The 20468-nt window shown below is 71.5% G+C and carries 14 protein-coding genes; 12 read left to right on the forward strand and 2 right to left on the reverse strand.

Features of this window, described 5'->3' with window-relative positions; all coding sequences use genetic code 11:
* Window positions 1–309: 309 nt before the first annotated feature.
* On the forward strand, window positions 310–2484 hold the full coding sequence (gene glgB / locus IG62_RS0132595) for a 1,4-alpha-glucan branching enzyme (protein ID WP_030811709.1): 2175 nt from the start codon (window positions 310–312) through the stop codon (window positions 2482–2484).
* A gap of 68 nt (window positions 2485–2552) precedes the next feature.
* Here the strand turns inward: glgB and IG62_RS0132600 are convergent, their stop codons facing one another.
* Entirely contained in the window at window positions 2553–3968 is a 1416-nt protein-coding gene (locus IG62_RS0132600) for a cation:dicarboxylate symporter family transporter (protein WP_030811712.1), read from the reverse strand.
* A 146-nt stretch (window positions 3969–4114) separates the two neighbouring features.
* Here IG62_RS0132600 and IG62_RS0132605 point away from each other — a divergent pair, with 146 nt between their 5' ends.
* From IG62_RS0132605 to IG62_RS0132640, 8 genes are all read left to right on the forward strand, one after another.
* Entirely contained in the window at window positions 4115–5773 is a 1659-nt protein-coding gene (locus tag IG62_RS0132605) for a sensor histidine kinase (protein WP_030811715.1), read from the forward strand.
* A 7-nt stretch (window positions 5774–5780) separates the two neighbouring features.
* Window positions 5781–6500 (forward strand): response regulator, encoded by a 720-nt coding sequence (locus IG62_RS0132610; protein WP_051798933.1) that lies wholly within the window; start codon window positions 5781–5783, stop codon window positions 6498–6500.
* Between the two features lie 88 nt (window positions 6501–6588).
* Window positions 6589–7953 (forward strand): extracellular solute-binding protein, encoded by a 1365-nt coding sequence (locus IG62_RS0132615; protein ID WP_030811721.1) that lies wholly within the window; start codon window positions 6589–6591, stop codon window positions 7951–7953.
* On the forward strand, window positions 7950–8870 hold the full coding sequence (locus IG62_RS0132620; protein ID WP_030811724.1) for a carbohydrate ABC transporter permease: 921 nt from the start codon (window positions 7950–7952) through the stop codon (window positions 8868–8870). Before IG62_RS0132615 ends, IG62_RS0132620 begins: the two co-directional genes overlap by 4 nt.
* Before the next feature lie 4 nt (window positions 8871–8874).
* A complete protein-coding gene (locus IG62_RS0132625; RefSeq protein ID WP_030811727.1) occupies window positions 8875–9711 on the forward strand; it encodes a carbohydrate ABC transporter permease in 837 nt (278 codons plus the stop codon).
* A 155-nt stretch (window positions 9712–9866) separates the two neighbouring features.
* Entirely contained in the window at window positions 9867–10574 is a 708-nt protein-coding gene (locus tag IG62_RS0132630; protein WP_030811730.1) for a helix-turn-helix domain-containing protein, read from the forward strand.
* 235 nt (window positions 10575–10809) lie between these two features.
* Window positions 10810–11610, forward strand: a complete 801-nt coding sequence (locus IG62_RS0132635; RefSeq protein ID WP_030811732.1) for an ABC transporter ATP-binding protein — start codon at window positions 10810–10812, stop codon at window positions 11608–11610.
* An 81-nt stretch (window positions 11611–11691) separates the two neighbouring features.
* A complete protein-coding gene (locus tag IG62_RS0132640; RefSeq protein ID WP_030811734.1) occupies window positions 11692–14244 on the forward strand; it encodes an ABC transporter permease in 2553 nt (850 codons plus the stop codon).
* A gap of 78 nt (window positions 14245–14322) precedes the next feature.
* On the opposite strand, the gene IG62_RS0132645 is transcribed toward IG62_RS0132640, so the two are convergent.
* On the reverse strand, window positions 14323–15348 hold the full coding sequence (locus IG62_RS0132645; protein WP_030811738.1) for an ATP-dependent 6-phosphofructokinase: 1026 nt from the start codon (window positions 15346–15348) through the stop codon (window positions 14323–14325).
* A 232-nt stretch (window positions 15349–15580) separates the two neighbouring features.
* On the opposite strand from IG62_RS0132645, the gene pta reads away from it, so the two are divergent.
* From pta to pyk, 3 genes are all read left to right on the forward strand, one after another.
* On the forward strand, window positions 15581–17674 hold the full coding sequence (gene pta, locus IG62_RS0132650) for a phosphate acetyltransferase (RefSeq protein ID WP_030811741.1): 2094 nt from the start codon (window positions 15581–15583) through the stop codon (window positions 17672–17674).
* 40 nt (window positions 17675–17714) lie between these two features.
* A complete protein-coding gene (locus IG62_RS0132655; RefSeq protein WP_030811745.1) occupies window positions 17715–18950 on the forward strand; it encodes an acetate kinase in 1236 nt (411 codons plus the stop codon).
* 61 nt (window positions 18951–19011) lie between these two features.
* Window positions 19012–20439, forward strand: a complete 1428-nt coding sequence (gene pyk / locus IG62_RS0132660) for a pyruvate kinase (protein WP_030415645.1) — start codon at window positions 19012–19014, stop codon at window positions 20437–20439.
* Window positions 20440–20468 lie beyond the last annotated feature (29 nt).

The raw sequence follows: 20468 nt of genomic DNA on the forward strand, positions 1-20468 counted from the left end.
CGCCGACGCCCGCCCCGCCCCGAGGAGGCCCCGCCCGTGACCGCCGCCCCACCGCCGTCCCGCCCCACCCCTGGCGACCCCGCGTCCACGCCGGACGCGACCGCCGAGAGCGCGCCCGGGGCCGCCCCCGGCACCGGGTCCGCGGCCCCCGGCAACCCCGGCGCCCCGGCGTCCGGCACCCGTCCGCCCGCGCCCCGGGAGGCGGCCGCCGGGCCCGCCCGGGCGGCCGGGGCCGCGGCCGGTACGGCGCGCCGGCCCGCCGCCGCCCCGCCGGGCGGCGGCGGACGCGGAGTACGGGTCGCCACCCCGCTGTCGGACGAGGACCGCGGCCGGCTGCTGGCCGGCGCGCACCACGACCCGCACGCGCTGCTCGGCGCCCACCTGGTGCGCGGCGGGCTGCTCGTCCGTACCCTGCGGCCCTTCGCGAGCGGTGTCACCGTCCTGGCGGACGGGCTGCGCGCCGAACTGCACGCCGAGGGCGACGGGCTGTTCGCCGGTGTGCTGCCGCTGCGCACCGTCCCGGAGTACCGGCTGCTGGTCGACTACGGCGAGAGCACCGCGACCGTGCACGACCCGTACCGCTTCCTGCCCGCGCTGGGCGAACTCGACCTGCACCTGTTCGGCGAGGGCCGGCACGAGCAGCTCTGGCAGGCACTGGGCGCCCACGTCATGGACCACCAGGGCGTGACCGGCACCCGCTTCGCCGTGTGGGCGCCCAACGCACAGGGCGTCCGCGTCGTCGGCAACTTCAACTACTGGGACGGCACCGGCCACCCGATGCGGTCGCTGGGTTCCTCCGGTGTCTGGGAGCTGTTCCTGCCGGGCCTCGGCGAGGGTGAGCTGTACAAGTTCGAGATCACCCGGCCGGACGGCTCGCGGACGGTACGGGCCGACCCGATGGCCCGGCGGACCGAGTGCCCGCCCGCCACCGCCTCGGTCGTGCACACCTCGCACCACCGCTGGCAGGACGACGACTGGATGGCGCACCGCGGCCGACGCCCGGTCCATCAGGCGCCGTTCTCGGTCTACGAGGTGCACCTGGCGTCCTGGCGCCCCGGCCTCACCTACCGGCAGCTCGCCGCGCAGCTGCCCGCCTACGTCAAGGACCTGGGCTTCACCCACGTCGAGTTCATGCCGGTCGCCGAGCACCCCTTCGGCGGGTCCTGGGGCTACCAGGTGACCGGCTTCTACGCGCCCACGGCCAGGATGGGCACGCCCGACGACTTCAAGTTCCTGATCGACGCCCTGCACCGGGCGGGCATCGGCGTGCTGATGGACTGGGTGCCGGCGCACTTCCCGCGCGACGACTGGGCGCTGGCGGAGTTCGACGGGCGGCCGCTGTACGAGCCGCAGGACCCGTCCCGGGCCGCGCACCCCGACTGGGGCACCCTGGAATTCGACTACGGCCGCACCGAGGTCCGTAATTTCCTGGTGGCCAACGCGGTGTACTGGTGCGAGGAGTTCCACATCGACGGGCTGCGGGTGGACGCGGTCGCCTCGATGCTCTACCTCGACTACTCCCGCGAGGACGGCGGCTGGACCCCGAACGTCAACGGCGGCCGGGAGAACCTCGACGCGGTCGCCTTCCTCCAGGAGATGAACGCCACGGTCTACCGGCGCTGCCCCGGCGTCGTCACCATCGCCGAGGAGTCCACCGCCTGGGACGGCGTCACCCGGGCCACCCACCATGTCGGGCCCGGCGGCTTCGGCGGCCTGGGCTTCGGCCTGAAATGGAACATGGGCTGGATGCACGACTCGCTCGGCTACGTCTCCAAGGAGCCGGTGCACCGCAAGTACCACCACGGCGAGATGACCTTCTCGATGATCTACGCCTACTCCGAGAACTACGTGCTGCCGATCTCGCACGACGAGGTGGTGCACGGCAAGGGCGCGCTGGTGTCGAAGATGCCCGGGGACTGGTGGCAGCAACGCGCCAACCACCGGGCGTACCTGGGCTTCATGTGGGCCCACCCCGGCAAGCAACTCCTCTTCATGGGGCAGGAGTTCGCGCAGGGCGCGGAGTGGGCGGAGAGCCACGGACCGGACTGGTGGCTGCTCGACCCGTCGTACGAGGCCGAGCCGGACCACCGGGGCGTGCGCGATCTGGTCCGGGAGCTGAACCGGCACTACGCCGCGACCCCGGCGCTGTGGGAGCGGGACACCGAACCGGCCGGTTTCCAGTGGATCGACGGGGACGCGAGCGAGGACAACGTCTTCTCGTTCGTCCGTTTCGCCGCCGACGGTGCCCCGCTGGTGTCGGTCACCAACTTCTCGCCGGTCGTCCGGCACGCGTACCGGGTCGGCGTCCCGGACGACGTCCCGGCCTGGCGCGAGGTGCTCAACACCGACGCGCCGCGCTACGGCGGCAGCGGCGTGGCCAACCCCGATCCGCTGAAGACCGAAACGGTCCCCTGGAACGGGCGGACCAGCTCCGTCTCGCTGGTGCTGCCGCCGCTGGCCACGATCTGGCTCCAGCCGGCGTAGGCGTTCCCGCCGACCACGGAAGGGGCGGGCGCCGCGACCGGCGTCCGCCCCTTCTCCACTTCTCCGGGTCAGACCGTGGCGGACTCCTTCGAACCGCCGTCCCGGGGGCCGGCGACCACGGCGGGCGGCGCCGGGTCCGCGGCCGGGCCGTGCGCGTCGACGGACAGCGTCTTCTCGTCGAACGGGACCCGGCCGGCCAGCACCTCGGCCGCCCGGGCCGTGTCGATCTCCTTGGTCCAGGTCCCGATGAGCACGGTGGCGACCGCGTTGCCCGCGAAGTTGGTCAGCGCCCGGGCCTCGCTCATGAAGCGGTCGATGCCGACGATCAGGCCGACGCCGTCGACCAGTTCGGGGCGGTGCGACTGCAGCCCGCCGGCCAGCGTGGCCAGACCCGCGCCGGTGACCCCGGCGGCCCCCTTGGACGCGATGATCATGAAGACCAGCAGCGAGACCTGCTGTCCGAGCGAGAGCGGCTTGCCCATCGCCTCGGCCACGAACAGCGAGGACATCGTCAGGTAGATCGCGGTGCCGTCGAGGTTGAAGCTGTAGCCGGTCGGGACGGTGATGCCGACCACCGGCTTGCTGACGCCCAGGTGCTCCATCTTCGCGATCAGCCGGGGCAGCGCCGACTCCGAGGAGGACGTCGACAGGATCAGCAGGAACTCGCGGGCGAGGTACTTCAGCAGCAGGAAGATGTTGATCCCGGCGACCAGCCGGAGCAGCGCGCCGAGCACCACGATCACGAAGAGCAGACAGGTGAGGTAGAAGCCGGCCATGATGATGGCCAGCGACTTCAGCGCGTCCAGGCCGGTCTCGCCGACCACCGCCGCGATCGCGCCGAAGGCGCCCACCGGCGCCACCCACATGATCATGGCCAGGACCCGGAAGACCAGCTTCTGCAGGTGCCCGACGCCGCGCAGCACCGGCTCGCCCGCCGAGCCCAGCGCCTGCAGCCCGAAGCCGACCAGCAGTGCCACCAGCAGGGTCTGCAGCACCTCGCCCTGGGTGAAGGCCGAGACCAGCGTCTTGGGGATCATGCCGAGCAGGAAATCGGGCAGCGATTCGGCGCTGCCCGAGGTCTGTGCGTGGCCCGCGTGCCGTACGGACTCGGTCAGGTGCAGCCCGGAGCCGGGCTCCAGGACGTTCCCGACGACCAGGCCGATGGCCAGCGCGACGGTGGACATCACCATGAAGTAGCCGAGGGCCAGTCCGCCTACCGCTCCGACCTTGGCGGCCTTACGGACCGAGCCGACGCCCAGCACGATGGTGCAGAAGATGATCGGCGAGATCATCATCTTGATCAGGTTCACGAACCCGGTACCGAGCGGCTTGAGCTCGACGGCGACGCCGGGGGCGGCGAAGCCCACGATGATGCCGAGGAGCACCGCCCCGATCACGGCGATGTAGAGGAAGTGGGTCCGGTCCCGCTTCACCGGCGCGGCTTCCTCGGTGGTCCCCCCGGACGGTGGGGTCTGTGCAGCCACGGCTGCCTCCTGACGGTCTACGGTCCTGCGCCTGATCTGCGGCTCCGGCGCTCAACGAGTCCCGGTGACTATGCAGGGCCGGTGTGGCGCCCGTCACCCTTACGTGCATTTCGTTCACGCAAAAGTGACCCGGCAGACTGTTCCGTATGCGACTCCCCCGATCCCGCGGGCCCCGGTGGCCCGGCCGGCTGCGCGGTCCGCGCAGTCTGGCCGGCCAGCTCTTCGCCATGCAGGTGGTGCTGGTCGCGGTGGTCGTCGTGGGCTGCGCCGTGTTCGCGTACCTCAGTGCCGGGCGGCAGGCGGAGGAGACGGCGCGCCGGCAGGCGACCGCGGCGGCCACCGCCGTGGCCGACTCCCCGGCCGTGGTGGCGGCGGCCCGCACCAGGAACCCGACGGCCGCGCTCCAGCCGTACGCCGAGCGGCTGCGGCGGGACGCGGGGGTGGACTTCGTGGTGGTGATGGCTCCGGACGGCACCCGCTGGACGCATCCGCAGCCGTCCGCGATCGGCCGGAAGTACCTGGGGCACACCGGCCCGGCGCTGCACGGCCGGATCTTCCCGGAGACCCACATGGGCGTGCTCGGCCCGTCCGTACGGGTGGTCGCCCCGGTCCGCGATCCGCGGGCCGGCGGCCGGATCACCGCGCTGGTCAGCTCGGGGATCACGATCAAGACGATCAGCCGGCAGCTGCGCGAGCAGGTGCTCGCGGTGGTCGGGGTGGCCGCGGCGGCGCTGGTGCTCGGCGGTGCCGGCACGTACGTGATCAACGCCCGGCTGCGCCGGCACACCCACGGCATGAACGCCCAGGAACTCGGCCGGATGCACGACTACCACCAGGCGGCGCTGCACGCCGTGCGCGAGGGGCTGCTGATGCTGGACGGGCGGCGCCGGGTCGCGCTGATCAACGACGGCGGGCGGGAGCTGCTGGGCCTTTCCGGGGACGCGGTGGGCCGGGCGGTGACCGAGCTGGGGCTGCCGGAGCCGCTGACCGAGGCGCTGCTGGCGTCCGGGCCGCGGGTCGACGAGCTGCATCTGACCCGCGACCGGGTGCTGGTGGTCAACTCCGCGCCGGTCTCCGGCGGCGAGCAGCGCGGCAGCGTCGTCACCCTGCGGGACCACACCGAACTGCAGGCGCTCTCCGGCGAGTTGGACTCGGTGCGGGGCTTCGCCGAGGCGCTGCGTTCGCAGGCGCACGAGGCCGCCAACCGGCTGCACACCGTGGTCTCGCTGATCGAGCTGGGCCGGGCCGAGGAGGCGGTGACGTTCGCCACCGCCGAGCTGGAACTGGCGCAGGCGCTGACCGACCAGGTCGTCGGGGCGGTCGCCGAGCCGGTGCTGGCCGCGCTGCTGCTGGGCAAGGCCGCCCAGGCCAATGAGCGCGGGGTGGAGCTGACGCTGACGCCGGACAGCCGGATCGACGACGGGGTGTTGCCGCCCGGGCTGCCGGCCCGTGACCTGGTGACGGTGCTGGGCAACCTCCTCGACAACGCCATCGACGCGGCGGCCCCGGGCCCGGAGCACGCCCCGGCCGAGCCGCCGCAGGTGCGGGTCAGCGCCCGCGCGGACGGCGGCGAGCTGCTGCTGCGGGTGGCGGACAACGGGCCGGGGGTGGCCGCGGAGGCCGCCGAGGAGATCTTCCGGCGGGGCTGGAGCACCAAGCAGGGCGCGGCGGGCCGCGGGCTGGGACTGGCGCTGGTGCGGCAGGCGGTGCGGCGCAACAGCGGCACCGTGACCCTGGACCGGGCGGCGGAGGGCGGCGCGCGGTTCACCGTACGGCTACCGCTGCGGACGGGGGCGACGGCATGATCCGGGTATGCGGGCCGGCCGGCCCGGCCGAGGGAGGTGGGCGGCGGTGAGACCCTCCGACATCCGGGTGCTGGTCGTCGAGGACGATCCGGTGGCCGCCGATGCGCACGCGCTGTACGTCGGGCGGGTGCCCGGCTTCACCGTGTCCGGCACCGCGCACTCCATGGGCGACGCCCGCCGCCACCTCGACCAGCACCCGGTCGATCTGCTGCTGCTGGACCTGTACCTGCCCGACGGGCACGGGCTGCAGCTGGTGCGGACGCTGCGCGCGGCCGGGCACGGCGCCGACATCATCGCGGTCACCTCGGCCCGCGATCTGACGATGGTCCGGGAGGGCGTCTCGCTGGGGGTGGTGCAGTACGTGCTGAAGCCGTTCACCTTCGCCACGCTGCGGGACCGGCTCACCCGGTACGCCGAGTTCCGCGCCACGAGCGGGGAGGCCAGCGGGCAGGACGAGGTGGACCGGGCGATCGCCGCGCTGCGCGCCCCGCGGCCGGCCGCGCTGCCCAAGGGGCTGACCGCGGCCACCCTGCGGGCGGTGACCGATGTGCTGCGGGCCGCCGAGCGCGGGCTGACCGCGGCCGAGGCCGCCGCCGACGTGGGCATCTCCCGGATCACCGCGCGCCGCTATCTGGAGCATCTGGTGGACGGCGGCCGGGCGGTCCGCGCGCCACAGTACGGCCAGGTCGGCCGGCCGGAATTGCGCTACCGCTGGTCGGGCCATTGACCCGCTGTGACCGGTGACTTACGTTCAGCGGGCAGCACACCATGGTGAGTTGACCGTGAGTTGACCGTGGTCCCGCAGGAGGTCTGCCGTGCGCCCCACCGCTCCGCTGATTCTGCTCGCCGCCGCCGTCGTCGCCGCCGGGACGCTCACCGGCTGCGGCCGCGGGTCCGGGAGCGACCAGGACACCGTCAAGGTCGCCTTCATCAAGGACACCAACGCCAAGGTCACGGTCCGGGACGACTACGTACGCCTGGTGGCCCGGAAGTTCGAGAAGAACAACCCGGGCAAGAAGGTCCGGCTGATCCCGATCCAGGCGTCGGAGAACGACTACTACGCCAAGATCCAGCAGATGATGCGCTCCCCCAGGACCGCCCCGGACCTGGTCTACGAGGACACCTTCCTGGTCAACTCCGACATCAAGGCGGGGCTGCTGCGGCCGCTGGACGCGCAGGTGAGGACCTGGGCCGACTGGCGGCAGTTCGAGCCGGCCGCGAAGGCCGCGGCCCGGGGGCAGGACGGGAAGACGTACGGCGTCCCGGACGGTACGGACACCCGCGGGCTGTGGTTCAACAAGAAGATCTTCCGCCGGGCCGGGCTGCCGGCGAACTGGCGGCCGAGGACCTGGGACGAGGTGCTGGCCGCGGCCCGGACGATCAAGGAGAAGGTCCCCGGGGTGATCCCGCTGAACGTCTTCACCGGCAAGGGCGCGGGCGAGGCGGCCGTGATGCAGGGCTTCGAGATGCTGCTGTACGGCACAGGGCAGGACCCGTTGTACGACCCGGGGGCCAAGAAGTGGGTCACCGGCAGCAAGGGATTCCGGGACAGCCTGGCCTTCATCGACACCGTCTACAAGGAGAAGCTCGGCCCCGACGTCTCCGACGCGCTCAGCCCCAACATCCAGACCAATGTGGCCGCCGAGCTGCTCCCCGAGGAGAAGCTGGCGATCGATCTGGACGGCTCGTGGCTGGGCCAGCAGTGGCAGAAGACCGGCGGCGGCAACCCCTGGCCGCAGTGGTCGACGACGCTGGGCCAGGCGCCGTTCCCCACCCAGCACGGTGACCCGCCGGGCACGGTGAGTCTGGCCGGCGGCTGGACCTGGTCGATACCGCGGCGGGCCCAACAGCCGGACCTGGCCTGGAAGTTGATCCAGACGTTCCAGTCGAGGGCGAACGCCCTGGAGTGGTGCGTACGGGGTGCGCAGATCGCGGTACGGAAGGACGTCGCGGCCGATCCGCGCTATCTGAAGTCCGCCCCCGGCATCGGCTTCTTCACCTCGCTGGTGAAGGTCAGCCACTTCCGTCCCGCGCTGCCCGAGTACCCGAAGGTCGCGGCGGCGATCGGGGAGGCGATGGAGGCGGTCACCGCCGACGACTCCTCCCCGGCCGAGGCGGCGAAGGACTACGACGAGGGCCTCGCTGCGATCGTGGACGGCCGGACCGTCGCCCGGCCATGACCGGCACCGTCGCCGGCAGCCGGACCGCCACCCCCGCCCGCAGGCCGCGGGCCGTCCCGGTCCGCGCCCGGCTGCTGCGCTGGTCGCCGCTGCTCCCGGCCACCGTCCTGCTGCTGCTCTTCCTGGCCGGCCCGATCGCGTACTGCGTCTACCTCGCCTTCACCGACACCCAGCTGACCGGCCAGGAGTCGGCGTCCTTCGTGGGCCTGGCCAACTTCCGGCGGGCGTTGGGCGATCCGGGGTTCCGCAACGCGGTGGTGCTGACGCTGGTGTTCACGGTGGTCTCCTCGATCCTCGGGCAGAACACCCTCGGTCTGGCGCTGGCCGGTCTGCTGCGGCGTGCCTCGCGTCCCGTGCGGGTGCTGACCGGCGCCGTGGTGATCACCGCCTGGGTGCTCCCGGAGATCGTCGCCGGCTTCCTGCTGTACACGTTCTTCGAGCGGCGCGGCACCCTGAACGCGGTGCTCTCCCTTCTCCATCTGCCCACCCAGAACTGGCTGTTCACGCTGCCGATCCTGGCCGTGTCGTTCGCCAACGTCTGGCGCGGTACGGCGTTCTCGATGCTGATCTACTCCGCGGCGCTGTCCGCGATCCCGCCGGAGGTCACCGAGTCCGCCGAGGTGGACGGCGCGGGCGGGCTGCGCCGGCTGTGGCACATCACGCTGCCGATGATCCGCCGTTCCATCGGCACGAACCTGATGCTCAACACCCTGCAGACGCTCTCCGTCTTCGGGCTGATCTGGGCGATGACCCGGGGCGGTCCGGGCAACCGCAGCCAGACGCTTCCGGTGTTCATGTACGACCAGGCGTTCCTGAAGTCGCTGATCGGCTACGGCACCGCGGTGGCGCTGCTGTTGCTGCTGGTGGGCGCGGTGTTCGCGGCCGGCTGGCTGCGCCTGATGCGCGAGGAGGTCTGAGGACGTGCCGCTGCCCCTCCCCCGGCGGGTCGTCCGCCGGCTGGCCGCCGACGCCGGACTGCTGGTCGTCGCGGTGGCGTTCGCCGTTCCGCTGCTGTGGCTGGTGCTGGCGTCGCTGGACGCGCACGCCACGCTGCGGGTGCGGCCGCCCGCGTCGCCGACGCTGGGGAACTTCTCGGCGGTGCTGACCGACGAGATCACCTTCACGCCGATGCTCAACAGCCTGCTGATCTGCGGCGGCGGGACCCTGCTCACCGTGGTCTGCGCGGCGCTGGCCGCCTATCCGCTGTCCCGCTTCCGCTCCCGCTTCGCCCGCCCGTACCTGCTGGCCATCCTGTTCTCGACGTGCCTGCCGATCACCGCGGTGATGGTGCCGGTGTACGGGCTGTTCGTGCAGATCGATCTGATCGACACCCGCTACGGCACCGCGCTGTTCCTGGCCGCGGCCCAACTCCCGTTCGCCGTCTGGCTGATGAAGAACTTCATGGACGGGGTGCCGCGGACCCTGGAGGAGGCGGCGTGGACGGACGGCGCGTCATGGCGGCAGACCCTGCTGCGGGTGATCCTGCCGCTGATGGGGCCCGGACTGGCGGTGGTCGCCATCTACACCTTCATCATGATGTGGGGCAATTTCTTCGTGCCGTTCATGCTGCTGCTCTCCCCGGAGCAACTGCCCGCCTCGGTCAGCATTTTCAATTTCTTCGGCAATTACGGGGCCATCGCGTTCGGCGAACTCGCGGCATTCTCCCTCCTTTACTCGACACCCGTCGTACTGCTGTACGTCCTCATTTCCCGGCGACTCGGCGGGGGTTTTGCGTTGGGCGGCGCCGTGAAGGGGTAGTGAAGGAGCGGTGGACCGGTCGGCGCTGGTGAGCGACCGATCGGCCGGAAATCTTCACGCCCCGGCCGAGAAAAACCGACCGGCTAGGAGGTTCCTACGACTTTCATCCTTGGGTTTCCACACGATAGGTGCGAAGCCACATCGTCACTTACCGTGTGCCGGTGAACACGCACGCCGGGGAGCCGCGCAGGCCCCCTTTCAACGCCACCGCCGCCCGCCGGCTCCGCGAGGCCCTCGGCATGACCCCCGCCCATGTCGCCTACGGAATTCGTGCCGCTTATGGAATTCCGGTCTCCCCGGCCACGGTGGCCTCCTGGGAATTGGGGGAAAACGCTCCTACGGAATCCGAACTGACCGCGCTCGCCGGCGCCCTGTGGTGTGCGCCGGGCGAACTGCTGGGCGCCCCCGGCACCCTGCGCGAGTACCGCCTCGCGGCCGGTCTGGCACCGGACGCGCTCGCCCTGCGGATCGGCATGGACCCGGCCGCGTACGAACGCCTGGAGGCGGGCGGGAAGTGGGGCGGCACCGAGCGGCAGGCCGCCGCGCTGGCCGAGGCACTGGACCTGCCGCTGCCCGCGCTGCTCCGCTTCACCGGCCAGGACGCCAAGCTCGCCGAGCTGCTGACCAGCGCCGCCACGACCCGCTGGCAGGCGTACGTCCGGCCGGTCGGCAAGCTCGTCCCGCTGCCCAAGCAGCGGCTCCAGGAGGTCCTGCAGGCGCTGCACGCCGACTACCAGGCGTCGATGGCGGCCACGCTCAACTGGGGCGGCGGCGACGGGACCGGGGAGTCGGGCAGGGCGGGGCGGGCCTTCCTCGACGACATCCTGGCCGAGTTCTGGGCACGGGTGGGCGATCTGCCCTGACCGCGCACGGCCACGGGGGAGGTGATGCGCACGGGTGCGGGCCGGCAGCAACCGGGCAACCCCGAGGGATCCCGTCGGTCCCAGGTCGTAGAGCCGTCCCCCCAGAGGAGGACACCGGACGCCGCCGTCACTCTTCCGATCGGCCCGGCTTTCGGTCCCTGGGGCCGACGACCACGCTGACCTGCGCCGTCGAAGATGGGGAGGTCGAATTTCCCGTCCCCTCCCAGGAGTCCCCGTGTCCCACCCGGCCGCCGTCCCGGGCCTTCCCGGCTCGTTCGCACCCACCCGCACCACCGGCGCCGTCGCCGCCCGCGCCACCGACCTGAGCAAGGTCTACGGCCAGGGCGAGACCCGGGTGGTGGCGCTGGACTCCGTCTCCGTGGAGTTCGGCAAGGCCCGGTTCACCGCGATCATGGGCCCGTCCGGCTCCGGCAAGTCCACGCTGATGCACTGCATGGCGGGCCTGGACAAGATCTCCGGCGGTTCGGCCCGGATCGGGGACGTCGAGCTGGGCTCGCTCAACGACAAGCAGCTGACCCGGCTGCGCCGCGACAAGATCGGCTTCATCTTCCAGGCGTTCAACCTGCTGCCCACGCTCACCGCGCTGGAGAACATCACCCTCCCCATGGACATCGCGGGACGCAAGCCCGACCGGGAGTGGGTCAGCGCGGTCATCGAGACCGTCGGGCTGGGCGGGCGGCTGGCGCACCGGCCGGCCCAGCTCTCCGGCGGCCAGCAGCAGCGGGTCGCGGTGGCCCGGGCGCTGGCCGCCCGGCCGGAGATCATCTTCGCCGACGAGCCGACCGGCAACCTCGACTCCCGCTCCGGCGCCGAGGTGCTGGGCTTCCTGCGCGAGTCGGTGCGGGCGATGGAACAGACCGTGGTGATGGTCACCCACGACCCGGTCGCGGCCGGCTATGCGGACCGGGTGGTCTTCCTGGCTGACGGCCGGATCGTCGAGGAGCTGCACGAACCGACCGCGGACACGGTGCTCGACCGGATGCGGCTGTTCGACGCCAAGGGCCGGACCAGCTGACCGAGGGCCGAACGAGCCGACGCGGGCCCGCCCGCCCCCTACGTATCCCGAGCCCCCGGACCCAGGACTGACACCACCACCATGCTGCGTACCGCCCTGCGCAACCTCTTTGCGCACAAAGCCCGATTGATGATGACCGCGCTCGCGGTGCTGCTCGGCGTCGCCTTCGTCGCCGGCACCCTCATCTTCAGCGACACCGTCGGCGAGGCCATCAAGAAGGCCTCCGCCAGAAACCTCGACGGAGTGGCCGTCTCCGTCCAGGACGTCCCCGCAGACAACGCGCCGCTCACCGGCAAGGACGGCAAACGGACCACCCTCCTCGACGACAAGCTGGCGGACCGCATCCGTGCCCTGCCGGGCGTTACGTCCGTGCGGCGCAACGTCACCGGCACGGCCACCGTCGGCGGCCCGGACGGCGCACCGATCGGCGACAGCTGGCAGAACCTCGGCGCCAACTTCCAGCCGGACAAGGACGGCCACGACCCCCGCTACCCGCTGAAGCAGGGCCGCGGACCGGCCGCCGCGAACGAGATCGCGCTGGACGAGGCCACCGCGAGGGCGTCCGGCCACAAGCTCGGCGACTCCGTGAAGTTCGCCACCGACGGCCCGGCGCTGACCAAGAAGCTGGTCGGCATCGTGACCACCGACGATCCGCAGGTGACCGCCGGCGGCAGCCTCGCACTCTTCGACACCGCCACCGCGCAGAAGCTCTACCTGCACCCCGGCCAGTTCGACGAGCTGGTGGTGGCTGCCGAGCCCGGCACCGATCAGCAGGCACTGACCGCCAAGGTCCGCGAGGTCCTGCCCGAGAAGCGCGCCGAGGCGACCAGCGGTGCCGATCTCGCCGCCCAGCAGTCCACGATGATCGCCGAGAAGAACAAGGCCCTGTCCCAGACGCTGCTGACCTTCGCCGGGATCGCGCTGTTCGTCGGCGTCTTCATCATCGCCAACACCTTCACCATGCTGATCTCCCAGCGCAGCCGGGAGATCGCCCTGCTGCGCGCGGTCGGCGCCTCCCGCCGGCAGGTGGTCCGCTCGGTCCTCGCCGAGGCGGCCCTGCTGGGGCTGATCTCCTCGGTCATCGGTTTCGCGCTGGGCCTGGGGCTCGCGGTGAGCCTGCGGGCGGTGCTCGACGCCAACGGCGCGGGCTTCCCGAACGGACCGGTCGTCATCAGCCCGACCTCGGTGCTCTCCGCACTCGGCGTGGGCGTCGTGGTGACCGTACTGGCCGCCTGGCTGCCGTCCCGCAAGGCCGCGAAGATCGCCCCGGTGGAGGCGCTCAACACCGTCGAGGCGCCGCCGACTCAGCGCAGCCTGATGGTCCGCAACTCCCTCGGCGCGGTCATCACCGGCATCGGTGTCGCGATCATGCTCTACGTCCGCACCCTGACGTCCGTCGACGACCTGACGACCGCGATGGCAGGCTCGATGGTGACGCTGACCGGCGTCATCATCCTCGCGCCACTGCTGTCGCGGCCCCTGGTCTCGCTGGCCGGCGTCGTCACCACCCGGCTGTTCGGCGTCAGCGGCAGGCTGGCCAAGGAGAACGCGCTGCGCAACCCCCGCCGTACGGCGGCGACCGCCTCGGCGCTGATGATCGGCCTCACCCTGATGACCGGCATGACAGTCGTCGGGCTCTCCACCCAGCAGGCCATGGACGAGAAGGCGGCCAAGGGACTGACGGCCGACCTCAAGATCAGCACCTCGACGTACACCGGCCTGGACACCGCGCTGTCGCAGAAGGTGGCGGACATCCCCGGCGTCGAGGCGATGGCCCCGCTGCGCCGCACGGGCATCACGGCGACCAATTACTCCATGACCCTGATCGGCACCGACCTCACCACGATCGGCAAGGTCGCCCAACTGGACTTCGTCAGCGGCTCGTTGCCGCACACCGGAACCGACGGCATCGCGGTCTCCCAGGACATGGCCAAGAAGAAGGGCTGGCACCCCGGCGACACCCTGGATGCCACGTTCCCCGACAACAAGAAGACCAAGCTGCGGATCACCGGAATCTACGCGGACAACGATGTGCTCGGCGACTCGATCAGCGCCACCTCCGTGGTCGATCCGCACCTGGACCGGCCGCTGAACGACGAGCTGCTGGTCAAGGCCCAGGACGGCCGCACGGACGGGCTTTCGACGCCGATCCGGCACGCGCTCGGCGACAGCCCGCTGCTGAAGGTCCAGGACCGCGCCGACCTGCGCAAGGAGAGCGCCGAGAACGTCAACACGGTGCTCTACGTCTCCTACGGGCTGCTGGGCATGTCCGTCGTCATCGCGGTGGTGGGTGTCGTCAACACCCTCGCCATGTCGGTCTTCGAGCGGACCCGTGAGATCGGGATGCTGCGGGCCATCGGACTGGCCCGCAGCGGCATCAAGCAGATGGTCCGGCTGGAGTCGGTGGTCATCGCGCTGTTCGGCGCGGGCCTGGGGATCGGCCTGGGGATCTTCCTCTCCTGGGCCGCCGGCACCATGCTCGGCCACGGCCTCCCCACCTACCAGCTGCTGCTGCCCTGGGGCAGGCTCGGGCTGTTCCTGCTGATCGCGCTGGTCGTGGGGGTGCTGGCCGCGCTGTGGCCGGCCCGCCGGGCCGCCCGGCTGAACATGCTGGAGGCGATCGGCGCGCAGTGACCGCGCAGACGAACGGCGGCGCGCCCTCCCTCGACCGAGGGGAGGCGCGCCGCCGTCGTACGCGGTAGGGCCCGGGGATCAGAAGACCGACTCGGCCTCGTCCATCCGCCACCCCGGCACGGTCTTGAGCTCGGTGATCGCGTCGGCCAGCGGCACCATCGTGATGTCCGTGCCGCGCAGTGCGGTCATCCTGCCGAAGTCACCGCGGTGCGCGGCCTCGACGGCGTGCCAGCCGAAGCGGGTGGCGAGCACCCGGTCGTAGGCGGTCGGGGTGCCGCCGCGCTGGACGTGACCGAGGATGACCGGCCGGGCCTCCTTGCCGAGGCGGTGCTCCAGCTCGCGGGCGAGGGCGGTGCCGATGCCCTGGAAGCGCTCGTGGCCGAACTGGTCGATGGCGCCCTTGCCGTAGTCCATGGACCCCGGCGCCGGGTGTGCGCCCTCGGCGACGCAGATGACCGCGAACTTCTTGCCGCGGGCGAACCGCTCCTCGACCATCGCGCACAGGTCGGCCGGGTCGAAGGGGCGCTCCGGCAGGCAGATGGCGTGCGCGCCGCCGGCCATCCCGGACTCCAGCGCGATCCAGCCGGCGTGCCGGCCCATCACCTCGACGACCATGACCCGCTGGTGGGACTCCGCGGTGGTCTTGAGGCGGTCGATGGCCTCGGTCGCGACGCCGACGGCGGTGTCGAAGCCGAAGGTGCGGTCGGTGGAGGAGATGTCGTTGTCGATGGTCTTGGGGACGCCGACGACCGGCAGTCCGGCGTCCGACAGCATCCGCGCGGCGGTGAGGGTGCCCTCGCCGCCGATCGGGATCAGCACGTCGATGCCGTAGTCCTTGGAGTGGTCCTTGGCGTTCTCGCACGCCTCCTGAAGCCGGGCGCGCTCCAGCCGGGAAGAGCCGAGGATGGTGCCGCCGCGGGCGAGGATGCCGCTGACCGCCTCCAGGTCCAGCTTGCGGAAGCGGCCGTCGAGCAGGCCGGCGAAGCCGTCCTCAAAACCTATGACCTCGTCGCCGTGGCCGGTGAGGGCGCGGTGGACGACGGACCGGATCACAGCGTTCAGGCCAGGGCAGTCGCCGCCTGCGGTGAGGACTCCGATACGCATCGTGCTGTGTCTCCTGTGCTCGCTGTGGGTTCCTGAGCCGGTCCGATTGTTTCACGGGCCCGACGGGTCCCGGCCGCACACATCGACCCCACCCCTACTGTCCCCGCCCGGCCCCCTCAAGGGAAACTGGAGGGGCGGCCTAGCCACACGCGCAGGTATTGTCAAGAGGGGCAAGCCCACCATAACGGCCAATTTTGACCTTGCGGCCAACGGAATGGATCGGAGAGCACGCGTGACGCGCAGCGTATACGTGACCGGTATCGACCGCGGCGACGGCCGCCAGGTCGTCGAGCTGGGAGTCATGGAACTCCTGACCCGCCATGTCGACCGGGTGGGGGTCTTCCGCCCACTGGTCCACGACGGACCGGACCGCCTCTTCGACCTGCTGCGGGCCCGCTACCGGCTCGCCCAGTCCCCCGGGACCGTATACGGCATGGGCTACGACGAGGCCGCCGCGCTCCAGGCCGAGCGCGGCACCGACGAGCTGGTCTCCCACCTCGTCGACCGCTTCCACGCGGTGGCCCGCGACTACGAGTACGTCCTGGTCCTCGGCTCGGACTACGCCGACACCAGCCTGCCCGACGAGCTGAGCCTGAACGCCCGGCTCGCCAACGAATTCGGCGCCTCGCTGATCGCTGTCGTCGGCGGCCAGGGCCAGGAGGCCGAGTCGGTCCGCGCCGAGGCCCGCAACGCCTACCGCGCCTTCCAGTCACTGGGCTGCGACGTGGTCTCCGTGATCGTCAACCGGGTGGCCCCCGAGCTGCGCGAGGCGGTCGTCGAGCGGCTCGCCGCCCGGCTGCCGGTGCCCTGCTACGCGCTCCCCGAGGACGGCTCGCTCTCCGCGCCGACCGTCGGCCAGATCGTGCACACCCTCGGCGCCGAGATACTCCTGGGCGACGACTCCGGCCTGGCCCGGGACGCCCGCGACTTCGTCTTCGGCGGCGCCATGCTGCCGACCTTCCTGCCGGCCCTCACCCCCGGCTGCCTCGTGGTGACCCCCGGGGACCGGGCCGACCTGGTCATCGGCTCGCTCGCCGCGCACAGCGCCGGGGCCCCGCCGATCGCCGGCGTGCTGCTCACCCTCGACGAACGGCCCGGCCCCGACATCATGGCGCTGGCCGGCCGGCTCGCCCCCGGCACCCCGGTGGTCTCCGTACCGGGCGGCTCCTTCCCGACCGCCGCCGAGCTGTTCGCCATCGAGGGCAAGCTCAACGCCGCCTCGCCGCGCAAGGCGGAGACCGCGCTGGGCCTCTTCGAGCGGCACGTGGACACCGTCGAGCTGACCAACCGGATCTCGGTGGCCCGCTCCGGCCGGGTCACCCCGATGATGTTCGAGCACGAGCTGATCGAGCGCTCCCGGTCCGCCCGCCGCCGGGTCGTCCTCCCCGAGGGCACCGAGGAGCGGGTGCTGCGCGCCGCCGACGTGCTGCTGCGCCGCGACGTGTGCGACCTGACGCTGCTGGGCGAGGAGGAGGCGATCCGCAAGCGCGCCGCCGACCTGGCCATCGACCTGGCGGACGCCCAGATCATCGACCCGCAGACCTCCGAGCTGCGCGAGCGGTTCGCCGAGCTGTACGCGCAGCTCCGCGCCCACAAGGGCGTCAGCTACGAGCTGGCCTACGACGTGGTCGCCGACGTCTCCTACTTCGGCACGCTGATGGTCCAGGAGGGCCTGGCCGACGGCATGGTCTCCGGTGCGGTGCACTCCACCGCGGCGACCATCCGCCCGGCCTTCGAGGTCATCAAGACCAAGCCGAACGCCCAGATCGTCTCGTCGGTGTTCTTCATGTGCCTGGCCGACCGGGTGCTGGTCTACGGCGACTGCGCGGTCAACCCGGACCCGAACGCCGAGCAGCTGGCCGACATCGCCATCCAGTCGGCCACCACCGCGGCCCAGTTCGGCGTCGAGCCGCGGATCGCGATGCTGTCGTACTCCACCGGAACCTCCGGCTCCGGCGCGGACGTCGACAAGGTCCGCAAGGCCACCGAGCTGGTCCGGGAGCTCCGCCCCGACCTGCTGGTCGAGGGCCCGATCCAGTACGACGCGGCGGTGGACTCGGCGGTCGCGCGGACCAAGCTGCCGGAATCCGACGTGGCCGGCAAGGCCACCGTGCTGATCTTCCCGGACCTCAACACCGGCAACAACACCTACAAGGCCGTGCAGCGCTCGGCCGGTGCGGTCGCCGTCGGCCCGGTCCTGCAGGGCCTGCGCAAGCCGGTCAACGACCTCTCGCGCGGTGCGCTGGTGCAGGACATCGTCAACACCGTCGCGATCACCGCCATCCAGGCGCAGGGTGCCCGGCCCGGCGCCGGACCCACCGCCTGAACCCGCCGAACCCTTCCCGCAACCCACCGGAAAGCACCAGATGTCTGCCACTGCCACCCGCGTCCTCGTCCTCAACTCCGGCTCCTCGTCGGTGAAGTACCAGCTGCTCGACATGGGCGCGGAGCCGGACGGCGGCTCCGCCGCGGGCACCCGGCTCGCCGTCGGGCTCGTCGAGCGGATCGGCGAGGAGAGCTCGCGCCTGGTGCACACCCCGCTGGCGGCGGGCGGTGAGACGCGGGAGACCGAGGGCGCGATGGCCGACCACGAGGCCGCGCTGAAGGCCGTAGCCGCGGAGCTGGCCGCGGACGGCCTCGGCCTGGACTCCCCCGAGCTGGCCGCGATCGGGCACCGGGTGGTGCACGGCGGGCTGAAGTTCACCGCGCCGACCGTGATCGACGACGCGGTCCTGGCGGAGATCGAGCGGCTGGTGCCGGTCGCCCCGCTGCACAACCCGGCGAACATCACCGGCATCCGGACCGCCCGGGCGCTCCGCCCCGACCTGCCGCAGGTCGCCGTCTTCGACACCGCCTTCCACACCACGATGCCGGAGCACGCGGCCCGTTACGCCATCGACGTGGCGACCGCCGACGCCCACCGCATCCGCCGGTACGGCTTCCACGGCACCTCGCACGCGTACGTCTCCCGCAAGACCGCCGAGCTGCTGGGCAAGGACCCCTCCGAGGTCAACGTCATCGTGCTGCACCTGGGCAACGGCGCCTCCGCCTCGGCGGTGGCCGGCGGCCGCTGCGTGGACACCTCGATGGGTCTGACGCCGCTGGAGGGCCTGGTCATGGGCACCCGGTCCGGCGACATCGACGCGGCGGTGACCTTCCACCTCAAGCGGGTGGCGGGGATGTCGACGGACGAGATCGACGAGCTGCTCAACAAGAAGAGCGGGCTGATCGGGCTGTGCGGTGACAACGACATGCGGGAGATCCGCCGCCGGATCGACGAGGGCGACGAGCGGGCCCGGCTCGCCTTCGACATCTACATCCACCGGCTGAAGAAGTACATCGGCGCCTACAGCGCGGTGCTCGGCAAGGTCGACGCGGTGGCCTTCACCGCAGGCGTCGGCGAGAACGCCGCCCCGGTGCGCGAGGCCGCCGTCGCCGGCCTGGAGGAGATGGGCCTGGCCGTGGACGCCACGCTGAACGCCGTACGCTCCGGCGAGCCCCGGCTGATCTCGCCCGACTACGCCCGGGTCGCGGTCGCCGTGGTGCCCACCGACGAGGAACTGGAGATCGCGCAGCAGACATACGCCCTGGTCAACGCCTAGACGTTGGTGTTTTCGCCTACCGGAATATTCCGCTCTGAAACAAACCGATAGGATCCAAGCCATGCGCCGTTCCAAAATCGTCTGCACCCTGGGCCCCGCCGTCGACTCCTTCGAGCAGCTGAAGACGCTGATCGAGGCCGGTATGAATGTGGCCCGTTTCAACATGAGCCACGGGACCCACTCGGAGCACGAGGAGCGGTACCACCGACTCCGCAAGGCCCAGGAGGAGACCGGCCGCGCCATCGGCGTGCTGGCCGACCTCCAGGGCCCCAAGATCCGTCTGGAGACCTTCGCCGACGGCCCGGTGGAGCTGGTGCGCGGCGACGAGTTCGTCATCACCACCGAGGACGTCCCCGGCGACAAGACCATCTGCGGCACGACCTACAAGGGCCTGCCCGGTGACGTCTCCAAGGGCGACCCGGTCCTGATCAACGACGGCAACGTCGCGCTCCAGGTCGTCGAGGTCGACGGCCCGCAGGTGCGCACCATCGTCATCGAGGGCGGAGTGATCTCCGACCACAAGGGCATCAACCTGCCCGGCGCCGCGGTGAACGTCCCCGCGCTGTCCGAGAAGGACATCGAAGACCTGAAGTTCGCCCTGAAGATGGGCTGCGACATGGTCGCGCTGTCCTTCGTCCGGGACGCCAAGGACGTGCAGGACGTGCACCGCGTCATGGACCAGGTGGGCCGCCGGGTGCCGGTCATCGCCAAGGTGGAGAAGCCGCAGGCGGTGGCCAACATGGAGGAGGTCGTGATGGCCTTCGACGCCGTCATGGTCGCCCGTGGTGACCTGGCGGTGGAGTACCCGCTGGAGAAGGTCCCGATGGTGCAGAAGCGCCTGGTGGAGCTGTGCCGCCGGAACGCCAAGCCGGTGATCGTCGCGACCCAGATGATGGAGTCGATGATCACCAACTCCCGGCCGACCCGCGCCGAGGCGTCCGACGTCGCCAACGCCATCCTCGACGGCGCCGACGCGGTCATGCTCTCCGCGGAGTCCTCGGTCGGCCAGTACCCGATCGAGACCGTCAAGACGATGTCGAAGATCGTCGAGGCGGCCGAGGAGGAGCTGCTCTCCAAGGGCCTGCAGCCGCTGGTGCCCGGCAAGAAGCCGCGTACGCAGGGTGGTTCGGTGGCCCGGGCGGCCGCCGAGATGGCCGACTTCCTCAACGGCAAGGCGCTGGTGGCCTTCACCAAGTCCGGTGACACCGCCCGCCGGCTGTCCCGCTACCGCGCGGTCCAGCCGATCCTGGCCTTCACCACCGACGTCTCCACCCGCAACCAGCTCACGCTCAGCTGGGGCGTGGACAGCTTCGTGGTGGAGCACGTCGACAACACCGACGCGATGGTCGACCTGGTGGACGCCGAGCTGCTCAAGCTCCAGCGCTACAGCGAGGGCGACACCATGATCATCACCGCCGGTTCGCCCCCCGGCGTCCCCGGCACCACCAACATGGTCCGGGTGCACCACCTCGGCGGCGGACGCGGCTGACGCTCCCGTACGACGAAACGGCGGTGGGC

This window comes from Streptomyces sp. NRRL S-337 (assembly GCF_000720175.1).
Classification (GTDB): domain Bacteria; phylum Actinomycetota; class Actinomycetes; order Streptomycetales; family Streptomycetaceae; genus Streptomyces; species Streptomyces siderophoricus.

Excerpts from the sequence above, each read along its gene's own strand:
- IG62_RS0132605 (WP_030811715.1), top strand. The coding sequence starts at position 4,115 with ATGCGACTCCCCCGATCCCGCGGGCCCCGGTGGCCCGGCCGGCTGCGC.
- IG62_RS0132610 (WP_051798933.1), top strand. The coding sequence starts at position 5,781 with ATGCGGGCCGGCCGGCCCGGCCGAGGGAGGTGGGCGGCGGTGAGACCC.
- IG62_RS0132620 (WP_030811724.1), top strand. The coding sequence starts at position 7,950 with ATGACCGGCACCGTCGCCGGCAGCCGGACCGCCACCCCCGCCCGCAGG.
- IG62_RS0132640 (WP_030811734.1), top strand. The coding sequence starts at position 11,692 with ATGCTGCGTACCGCCCTGCGCAACCTCTTTGCGCACAAAGCCCGATTG.
- IG62_RS0132645 (WP_030811738.1), bottom strand. The coding sequence starts at position 15,348 with ATGCGTATCGGAGTCCTCACCGCAGGCGGCGACTGCCCTGGCCTGAAC.
- IG62_RS0132655 (WP_030811745.1), top strand. The coding sequence starts at position 17,715 with ATGTCTGCCACTGCCACCCGCGTCCTCGTCCTCAACTCCGGCTCCTCG.
- pyk (WP_030415645.1), top strand. The coding sequence starts at position 19,012 with ATGCGCCGTTCCAAAATCGTCTGCACCCTGGGCCCCGCCGTCGACTCC.